The 10,214-nt window shown below is 64.0% G+C and carries 4 protein-coding genes; 3 read left to right on the top strand and 1 reads right to left on the bottom strand.

The window, feature by feature from the left end:
* Positions 1-1,229: 1,229 nt before the first annotated feature.
* The 3 genes from NP4_RS39220 (at position 1,230) to NP4_RS39210 (ending at position 7,423) form a co-directional block, all read left to right on the top strand.
* Positions 1,230-3,368 (top strand): MMPL family transporter, encoded by a 2,139-nt coding sequence (locus tag NP4_RS39220; RefSeq protein WP_068009898.1) that lies wholly within the window; start codon positions 1,230-1,232, stop codon positions 3,366-3,368.
* Between the two features lie 825 nt (positions 3,369-4,193).
* Complete coding sequence (locus NP4_RS39215; RefSeq protein ID WP_082876639.1) at positions 4,194-5,267, top strand: 3-oxoacyl-ACP synthase III family protein; 1,074 nt, start codon at positions 4,194-4,196, stop codon at positions 5,265-5,267.
* A 137-nt stretch (positions 5,268-5,404) separates the two neighbouring features.
* Positions 5,405-7,423, top strand: a complete 2,019-nt coding sequence (locus tag NP4_RS39210) for a polyprenyl synthetase family protein (RefSeq protein WP_068009895.1) — start codon at positions 5,405-5,407, stop codon at positions 7,421-7,423.
* Positions 7,424-8,075: 652 nt separating this feature from the next.
* On the opposite strand, the gene NP4_RS39205 is transcribed toward NP4_RS39210, so the two are convergent.
* Positions 8,076-9,314: a phthiocerol/phthiodiolone dimycocerosyl transferase family protein gene (locus NP4_RS39205; RefSeq protein ID WP_068009892.1), complete on the bottom strand. Its 1,239-nt coding sequence runs from the start codon at positions 9,312-9,314 to the stop codon at positions 8,076-8,078.
* Positions 9,315-10,214: the final 900 nt, after the last annotated feature.

The following is a 10,214-nucleotide window of genomic DNA, read 5'->3' as shown; positions in this document are numbered from 1 at the left end:
CCCTGATGCGTGGTACGCATAGTAGACATGCGTACCACGCGGCGTGGTTTTGGGGATTCACGGGTCATGGTGGATGTACCACGGCCGATGTACGCCACGATGGCGGACATGGTACGGCGGGTGCCTCAGATCGACCGACACACAGATACCGATTCCTCCGAAGGACCAGAGCCGGACTTCGAACGCTTGCGCTGCGAGATCTACCACCCAGCCTCCGCCCCGACTCACTCCGCGTAGTGAGCTTCACAAAGACCTCGTTCGTATGCCGCTCCGTCAACTGACCAAATGGCGGATCCGAAGTCAATCAGCTCGGGACCCGCCCTCTTCGCACATCCGGCCGCCCGACCGTGTCGAGTACCAGACAGGCTCGGCGGCAACGGGTTCGTCGGAGGTGACCACGACCGACTGGCGAATCGTCCGCGCGGCGCTGATCTGCGACGCCGCAGATGGTCTCTACCGATCGTCGCGGCGCTGAACTCAGGAACTACTTACGGATACGAGCTGCGGCGATTCCTCGAAACCGGCGGGGAGCTGACGTCTGAAAGTGTGGCACTGGCAACACATTTGGTTGAGTACGTCGGTGATCGTCGGTTCGCAGAAGATCAGGCGCGCTGGCTACCTCCGCCGTGCGCGCGATGTCCTGACCAGCACTGTCATGGCCGATGCGCTGACAGCGCTCCTCGACGCCGTCGAAACCGAGAAGGCTGACGGCGCTAACGTTCACCACTGGGAGCCACGGTGTACCAACCTTCGATTTCCGGGATGCTGATCTATCATTTCAAACCGTCCCGCATCCCCGACCCGCCGGCGAGCACATTGCCCGGCCGGCGATTCGCGCCCACGGTTCGGCTGGCCTTTTGGATTCCTGCTGACCGCACGCTTTCTGAGCTAAACCGCTGTGACGACGACCCTGCCAGGGGCGCTGGTGACGATCACCGCGACGCAATCAGCGGAGCTTTCGATAACGACGACACTGCTGCTGATCGGGCAATCGGTGGTGCTGTTCATCTTGTTCGCCTACACCTTCCACACTTCAGCTCAGGCGGTGGACACGCGGGAAAGCCCACTCTGCGAATGCATGCGTCCGACTCCCGGCGGGATGATCGGTCTCCGGGGGACCGTGGCGAGATATCGCTTATCGAGTGCATCGCTGATCGTTGTCGGGGTGTTCGGAGTGTGGTTTTGGGCCACGAAGCCGAGCGCTACTCCGTTCCCGGTAAGGCCTGCTGATGCGAGCGTGGTCACGGCTGGTCACCTCCTACCCGCGCCTGGTCATCGCCTTGTCGGTGACACCGCTACTGGCGCTGGGATTCTGGGGATTCGGGGTTTTCGATCGCATGAATCTTTCGGGCTACGATAATCCGGACAGCGATTCCGCGCGGGTGAGCCGCGTGCTCGACGAACGATTCGGTCGGGCGGTCCCGGATGTGGTTGTCATCTATCGTGCTCCGGCGGGCAAGACGGTCGACGACATCGGGGCCGCGGTCATCGATCGGATTCGTGGTGTCGACCCGCGCCTGCTGGCCCGTCCGATCGAGTCGTATTGGACGTCGGCGCCCGCGCTGCGTAATGCCTTGGTCTCCTCGGACCGGACCGAGGCCCTGGCTGTGGCGACCCTGGCGGGCCCGGATGCCCGGCGTCTGGCCGAGTATCCGGATGTGGTCGCGGCCTTGCGGTGGGAGGGGGACATGAAGGTATCCGGCTGGTACGCGACGGTGAGTGCGTACAACGTTCAGGCCCAACATGATCTGCTGCTGGCCGATTCGATCGCATTGCCGTTGACTCTGATCCTTCTGATCGTGATCTTCGGCAGTGTGGTGGCGGCAGTGCTGCCGCTCACGGTGGCGGGTCTGGCGATCCTCGGTGCGCTGTCAGCACTGCGCTTGATCTCGATGGTGTCCGATGTCAGCAGTTTCGCGGTCAGCTTGGCGGCGATTCTCGGTCTCGGTATGGGGATCGACTACAGCCTGTTCATGGTGAGCCGGTTTCGTGAGGAACTGGCGCGCGGTCGGGAACCCGAAGCGGCCGCGGTGATCACGGTATGTACGGCTGGGCGGACGATTGTGTTCTCGGTGGCATTGCTTGTGTGTGCCTTCGCGGGATTCACCGCGATTCCGGTCGCCATGTGTCGATCGGTGGGTATCGCGGTCTCGGTGTCGGTCGGTATCGCTGCGGCATTGTCGGTGACGGCGATACCGGCGGTGCTGACGCTGCTGGGTGGGCGGGTCGATGCGCTGTCGTGGCGTCGCGGCGCGATTGCCCGGGGGGAGAACAGGTCTCGCCGATTCTGGACCGCGGTGGCTGTCGCGGTGACCGATCGTCCGTGGCGTGTCGCGCTGCTCGCGGTGACGATACTGGTGATTCTGATTTGGCCGTGCGCGGGGCTTCGGCTGGGTGGAATCACATTGAACGGCCTGCCGCCCGGAAATCCGACCCGCGTCGCCCAGGAGGCCGTCGCCTCGAAGTTTCCGCTGGCGGGAAATGGTGCGACAGTCGTCCTTCGGGCAACAGGCCAGCGCCCGCTGTCGGGGGACAGTGTCGATGCCTTCACCGCGTCGGTGCGGCATGTTCCGCATGTCTCGGAGGTGCTGCGCGTGGATCAGTCCAACGACCTCGCGGTCTTGCAGGTCGTTGTCGCCGGCCAGGATTTCTCCTCGACCAGCATGGGTACGGTCGAGAACCTGCGCCGACTGCCCCCGCCACCCGGCACCACCGTCCTGGTCGGCGGCAGTAACGCTGTGCTCGCCGATACCGCGAGCGCGGTCGCCGCGAGTCTGCCCGAGGTCATCGCGATCATGATCGCCGCGACAGTCGTTTTGCTGTTCGTGGCGTTTCGGTCACTTGTCCTGCCGATCAAAGCGGTGTTGATGTCGCTGCTCGGCCTGACCGCCAGCCTGGGCGTTCTCGCCTGGCTGTTCCAGAACGATGCGCGGGCGAGTCTGCTCGGCGCCACCGCGGGTCCACTGCCCGCGCCCTCCCTCGCGGTCATGATCGCGGTCATCGCGGGGCTGTCCACCGACTACGAGACCTTCCTCGTGTCGAGAATCGTCGAGGCACACAACAGTGGGGCGAGTACCTCGGAGGCAATCAGAACGGGAATGGGCCGGACGGGTCGAATCATCACGGCGGCGGCGACATTGCTCATTCTGGTGACCGGGGCCGCGGGAACGTCGCAGATCGATATTATGAAGATCGCGGGCGTAGGCATGGCTGTCGCGATTGCGATCGATGCCACGGTTGTTCGGATGTTGCTGGTGCCCGCGCTGGTCGAACTCATGGGCGAGGCCAATTGGTGGTTTCCCCGGATTCCGTATTTCGTGAGGCGACGCGGCTCAGCGGTCGAGGAGGTCCCGGTACGCAACCGGTGACCTCTGCTCCCGCCCGAGCGCTGGAACGGATTGACGGGACCACACACGATCCGCATTCGCGCCAGCGGCGCCGGGGCGCTCCACTGTCCCCCCGCGGACGCCGCGATATGGGGCGGTACGGACGCTGTCGAGTCCGGTGGGATTCTGACCCGGGTATCCCAGGAACGTGGCTCGTCTGATGAGGGGGCCGTGAGTCGGCGCAGGTGGATCCGGACGCTACATAGCTGACCATCGGCGGCTCTGGCAGGCTTCGGCGGTGCGTGGCCCATAGGTCGGTCGATCGAGGCGCGAAGCGTCTGACATCGACCAGACACTGCCGCGCACGGTTGCCAATATGTGCGACGCGAATCGTCGTCATGCGCTCGGCAGCATTCTGTTTTCAACGGGCTGCCGCCAAAATTGAGAACGAACAGCTGGCCAACTCACGATCGATGAGGAGTAATCAATTCCATTGATGCCGTGACGAATACCGCGGTCGGTTGTGGAAGTGCATGTGCCATAGCCATCCTCATCGGCGGCACACCGTCGTCTACCACTAACGGACACGACGCCCGTTCAGCCGATAGACATCGAAGGCGACTCTGATGAGCCGAACGAGCTGCACCGAATCTCGGTCTGCTGCCCGATCCCTTCATTGGTCCATCCCGACATCGATGCCGTCGCGGTCCGCTGCCAGGGCTTGGGCGACCACACACGGGCTCTGCCGCACCCAGCCGACCCACTTACGGCCACACGCGCCACTGTCAGCGCGCGCGTTACATGGCCGCCAGTGAATCGTCGATTACCGCTGCTGAACGGCGAGCATCGAGAAAAAGGCGAATTGCTATGTATCACAACATCTCCGGTGACTGCTTGTGCGGATGTCGCATCGCCGACCACAGCGCCGCCGTCTGTCGTGCCGAGGACGACGATGTCGACGCCTCGATCTCGACAGCCGTTCTCGGAACCGGATCGGCTGTGCCCGAGTGGGTGGTGACAAATCATGAGATCGGCGTGACCGTTGGGGTCGATGACGACTGGATCCGTCGCAAGACCGGCATCCGCACCCGCCGCTGGATACGCCCCGGGCAGGCCACCTCCGACCTGGCCGTCGACGCTGCCCGCAACGCCCTCGCCGCTGCCGCGATCCCCGCATCCGATGTCTCGACCCTCATCGTGGCCACCTCCACCCCTGACCATCCACTCCCGCCCACGGCCTGTTTTGTGCAACAACGCCTGCCCGGCTGCCGGGCGGCAGCGTTCGATCTCAACGCGGTATGCACTGGGTTTCTGTTCGCTCTGGCCATTGGGCGCGCACTCCACCAGTACCGCGAAGGATATGTCCTGGTAATCGGCGCCGACACTTACTCGACGATCCTCAATCCCGCCGACCGTGCCAGCTACCCGCTGTTCGGTGACGGCGCCGGGGCCGTCGTCCTGGGTCCCCCACGCCCGGGCGCCCCAACGCTCCGGCAAGTGAGTTTGTTCACCGACGGCGCCCACGCCGACCTCATCCAGGTACCAGCCGGCGGAAGCCGCCACCCCTGCACCGCGGACGACAATCATGATTCGCACTACTTCACGATGCGTGGGCGACGTGTCCGCGAGTTCGTGGCCGAGCAGCTGCCCCCACGCGTCACCCGATTCCTCAGCGACATCCGCACACCTGCGGACAGCATCACTCATGTCATCGCCCACCAGGCCAACAAAGCCATGCTCGACGACCTATTTCCCCACCTCGGCCTGCGATACGCCACCCTGCACGACACCGTGACAACCCATGGCAACACCGCCGCCGCCTCGATCCCACTCACCCTCGACCATGCCGTCCGCGCGGGAAAGATCGCGATCGGCGACACTGTCCTGCTCGTCGGATTCGGCGCGGGAATGTCCATCGGTCTGGGACTCGCTCAATGGTGACCGCAGGACAAACCTCCCGCGTGACGCGGCGGTATGAGACCGGAACACGCGAACCGCGTGACCGCCTCCCACAGCGAAGCAACCCACAGACCGAAATCGTTTGCCGATAACCGCCGCAACATTGCAGGAGCCGACTCATGCCACGTCGAAACGATCTCGCTGCTTTTCCGCACCTGGACGCAGACCTGGATCGTGTCCGTGATCTCCTCGGACCCGCCCGATTCGAGGACCGGCCCGAACTGGGCGTACTCACCGACAACGGGCCCGGCCTGTCCGGCCGTTTGATTCGCCCGACATTGACTTTGCTGTCGTTCTATCTGCTCACCGACCCTGCGAGCCCGGCCGATGATCGAGCGGTGCGTGCGGCCGCGGCCGTGGAGTTGCTGCACCTGAGCACGCTCTATCACGACGACGTGATAGACCGCGCGGACCAGCGTCGTGGCCGTCCGAGTGTCGACGCCGTGTGGGACTCGCGCCTGGCGGTCCTGGGAGGAGATTGCGTATTACTTGCGAGCGGGCGCATGGCGGCCGAACTCGGGCAGCATGAGATTCTCGCGTTGATGATCGCGGGGGAGCAGCTGTACGAGGGCATGGTCATCGAATCCGCCGATCGTTACGTGGCCTCCCGCGACGAGCAGTCCTATCTCGACGCGATCGACGGCAAGACCGCGGCGGTATTCTCGGTGGCCTGCCGGATGGGCGCGATGCAGGCCGGACACGGCCAGCGAGAACACGAGGCGCTGGCGCTGTTCGGTCGGCTTTTCGGGCGGGCCTACCAGCTGTGTGACGATATCCTCGACTTGACCTCGACCGCTGACGAGATGGGCAAGCCCGTCAACGCGGATCTGCCCGAAGGCATTTACACGCTGCCCGTCATCCGTGCGGCGGTTCGTGACCGGAACCTTGCTCGCCTGCTGGGCAGCAGTATGACCAGTGAGGAGGCCACACGCGCTCGGCAGCTGGTCATCGCTTCCGGCACCGTGGACCAAGCGCGGGCGCTGGCCGAGCAAATCATGATCGAGGCTGCGGAGCAGCTTGCCACTGTGGCTGTTGACTCCCGCGCCCGCGACGCCTTCACCGCGTATGCACGGTCTGTCCTGGATCGCCGAAACTCTGCGCCCGTCGTCTCCCAGCGATCTACGCAGATGCTCCCGGCACCCCAGGAGAAGCACTGGCACGAAACCATCCGCAGAGAGAGGACGTGGCTGGTCGACACCGGCCTTGTCGCCTGTGCGGCCGAGTTGGGGCACCGTCGGTGGAAGGGCAGGTTCCAGCTCTTGGATGCCGTACTGCCAGCTTTACCTCTGGCGGACCCAGCCCGGGAGCGGGCCTGCGTCGACATGGCGATGCTGGCCCTCGTGTGGGACGACCTGTTCGAGGATTCCCAGCTGAATGATCCACAAGCCGTCACTGCATTCCGGCGCGGACTGGTAGCGGCGCTCCGCCAGGACCCGTTCACATCGCGGCGGCCCAGTGCGCTCGCGACGGCTTGGGCCAGTCTGTGGCCACGCCTGTGTGAGGGTCGGACAGTCCGCTGGCGGGAACGGTTTCTCGATGACCTCGAGCGGTGGTTCGAAGCCTGCGAACGTGAGGCGCTCCATCGGATCGACCGCCACATCCCGGCCGTGACCGACTACTTCGCGTTGCGCCGGTCGACGAGCGCGTTCGATACCGGAATTGCGATACTCGAGGCGCTTCTCGACCGGGAATTGCCACCCAAGCTGCGGGTGCACCCTGTCCTTCGCCGTTGCGAGCAGCTGTTCCTTCTCGCGGCCTTCGTGGAGAACGACGTGGTGGGAATCGATCAAGACGAGGCCGACCACGTGCCGTACAACCTGGTCAGGGCTATTCAGCAAGAGACGGGGTGCACCCGTGGGGAGGCCATCGAGCAGGCGTGCCGCCAGCAGGCGGACTACCGCGCCCAATTGGAGGCGATGGCTGATTACATCCCTACACTCCTGCGTATCCTGCCCGGTTTGCCCGACCGTCATAAGTACCAGGCGCTCTACGCGGCTCTTGTAGACGGGGCGCGGCGGGTGCCGCACAGCGATCGACACACGCCGACCCCCGATTTCGGAGCACCGGAACCAGACCTCGAACGGCTGCGTCGCGAGATCTACTACCCGGCCGTCGCCACGACTCATACCGCTCTGTGATCGTCGCGAAGATCCTGTTCACCTGCTTTTTTATTACCGGTGGGGGTCTGTGACGGTGGGGTTTGTGTGAGGCCCCTCAACGGGCTCTTGTTCAGTCACAGTTTCCATCGACCACCAACGCCGCCGAGCACGCGGAGGCCGGCATGCTGCGGCACTACGACATCTGTTCAACAAATCCCCGGCTCAACTCCATCACTGCCTCCGATCCCGTGAGCCGTTGGATCCCGTCAAAGCCTTCGGTCACCCAGCCGTCACACCGCCCGAAGGGGCGTCGCTCGACTTTCAAGATCATCGGAGGTCTTCGGTGCTGCCACGAATGACTCCTTGCGGTCCTATCGGACCATACTTGGGGTGCTTCGAAACAGCGGAGAACCTCAACGCTCCATGTCGAGATCGGCCACCCCGAACCACGCGGGCAGCACCGGGCGATCTGACGGATCCGCTCGAGCGGGTGTTGGTTCCCAGGGAACAGTGGATGTGGTCGGCGAACCGGGTATCGACGTGACCGCGGTGCGTGGTGGCCTCGTTATGCGGAGGCGAAGCCAGCAGTGCGGGCCAGTTGTTCGGGACGGAGGTCAGGTCGTAATGGGCTGCGGGTGGAGGCTCGGTCGTCATGCCGACCGTTGTGATGGTGGTGATCATCGCTTCTCCCTCAAAGGCTTTCGAGCAGTGTGTCGAAGCGGGCGTGGAGCCGGATCGCGAGTGTGTCCGGGTCGGGGTCGGATGTCGCGATCTCGTAGCTGAGCCGGCCCTGGTATGTGGTGATGATGCCGAGGTGGTCGGGAAGCAGGGTGCGGATGCTCGATGTGCCGGCCGATGCCGTGGCATGCCAGACCGGGCGCAGGTCGTCGATGGTGATTCCCTTGGGAGACTGGAGTTCTGGTACGACACCCCAGTTGGCGGTCAAGACCGAGCCCGGGTGGTAGGAGAATGCCGCGTCGATGGCGTTGAGGTAGTCGACGGTGTTGAGATAGTGGCTCTGGACGCGGCCGGTGGTGAGATCGCGGATGAGTGCGTTGGTGATCGCGCCCGCGATCGTGGGGGCGTCGGTTGGTGTGCGTGGGTCGGCGGTGAAGAAGGCGGTGCCCAGGGCGTTGGTCGCCGCGGTGGCCGAGACCGGTGGGTTCAGGCGCGGGCGCAGGTCCACGGGGTAGGCGTAGCGCAGATCGGCGACGGTGGCGGCGTCGATGTCGGCGGCGGCTTGCAGCAGCACGGCCGAGGCGAGGCTGTGGACGCTGGTGGCGGTGCGGTGTGCGAGCCGGACCAGGGCGTGGGTGTGATGGGGGGACAACTGGACGCGGGGGAAGGCCTTGCGTGCGGGATGCGGGTTCAGGGCCGTGGCCCGGGTGGGTGCGGGCAGCGGCAGTTCCCGGTCGATCGCGGCGATGTTTCGTTGCGCCAGAAGGTGTTCCGGTGAAATGGGGTAGCCGTGCGGGCGTGGTAGCAGTCCGCAGCCGATCGACAACGCGGTGAAGTAGGCCCACAGATCGGTCAGCAGGTGCAGCCCGTATCGTCCGTCGGCGATCGCGTGGTGGACGAACAGGGTCACCCAGGCCCGGTCGGTCTCGTGGAACTGCACGTGTACCGCGGCGGTTCGGTTGTCGAGGTCGAGGATCGGCTGCTCCGCCAGGGGGTCGTAGTCCACGACGACCAGTGGCGGTTCCGCGGTGGCCACCAGATCGGCGCCCCCGTCGGCTCGTCCGATGATTCGGCATCCCAGACTCGGATAGTCCCGGCGCAGTGTGTCGAATGCTTCGGTGAGTGTGTCGATGTGGAGGTCCCCGTGCACGTGGACCGAGTATCCGATACACAAACCCTCTGCGGCGTAGATCTTCTCGGTGCGTTCGAGAGGCCGAATCAGCTGCTGCTTCGTCATCGCCGCGATGGTCATGATCGACTCCTCAGTGTTGTTTCGGCGTGTAGGGTCGATTTCCGGGCGGCCGGGGTGTTATCCGCGCTGTGGTACGACCGTAGTTGAAAACACCGGCTGATTATTCCGAGGTGTTCGGTGGTGGATTGATTCGATGAGAACTCGATTAGGGCTATTGGATTGAGGACATCCCTGTCGAATCGCACGGTCTCTGCATGGTCAAATGTGTTCCGCACCTCGGGTCGTGATTGCGCGCTGCACTCCTTACAGCAGACAATATGGGTGACATCCTGCGCTAGTTGCAAAAGTTCAGAAAACCTACATCGAGGTTATGCAACTGAACAGCTAACTTCAGACTCAGGCTTGGTCGAATGGAAGATGCCACGGTGAAGGCTATGGATATCGCACCTCGCCCGGTCGATAGAGCGCAGCCTAGACATGTCTAGCTAACCGTTCGTACAACGGGATGATCGGCGACCATGGGTACCGACGCTAGTGCTCGCACCTGCGACGCAAATACCTCAACACGGCATGGAAGGAGTTGCGCCGCCGCTTCTGTGATGGCGGATGGTGGCCGCACGATCGGGATGTCGTGCTGTTCAACCCGGGTTCGGTAGTCGCCACTTGATACCGGCCGCGGGGCACGACGATCCCATCGCCCTGGCCCAGCGCACGATGAAAGCAGTTGCAGCTCAATGAGATTTGTGGAGAGCCGGATGCGGGGACAGCTCGTGACCGGTCCCCGGTAGCGGGATCACCCGCCACTCTCCGTACTGTGAGGTGGTCGATCGAGCGAATTCGCATACAAGCGGAAGTTGCCGTTGGCGATGGCTGAATTTCCGCACGTGGTTGTACCACCGGTAGGGATCGGGCCACTGCACCAGATCGACAGGTGTGCGGTCCGAGGTGGCCATCATGGTG

The sequence above is a fragment of the Nocardia pseudobrasiliensis NBRC 108224 genome, assembly GCF_001613105.1.
GTDB classification, from domain to species: domain Bacteria; phylum Actinomycetota; class Actinomycetes; order Mycobacteriales; family Mycobacteriaceae; genus Nocardia; species Nocardia pseudobrasiliensis.
The sequence above is the reverse complement of the archived record's forward strand: the minus strand, read 5'-3'. Positions and strand labels throughout refer to the sequence as shown.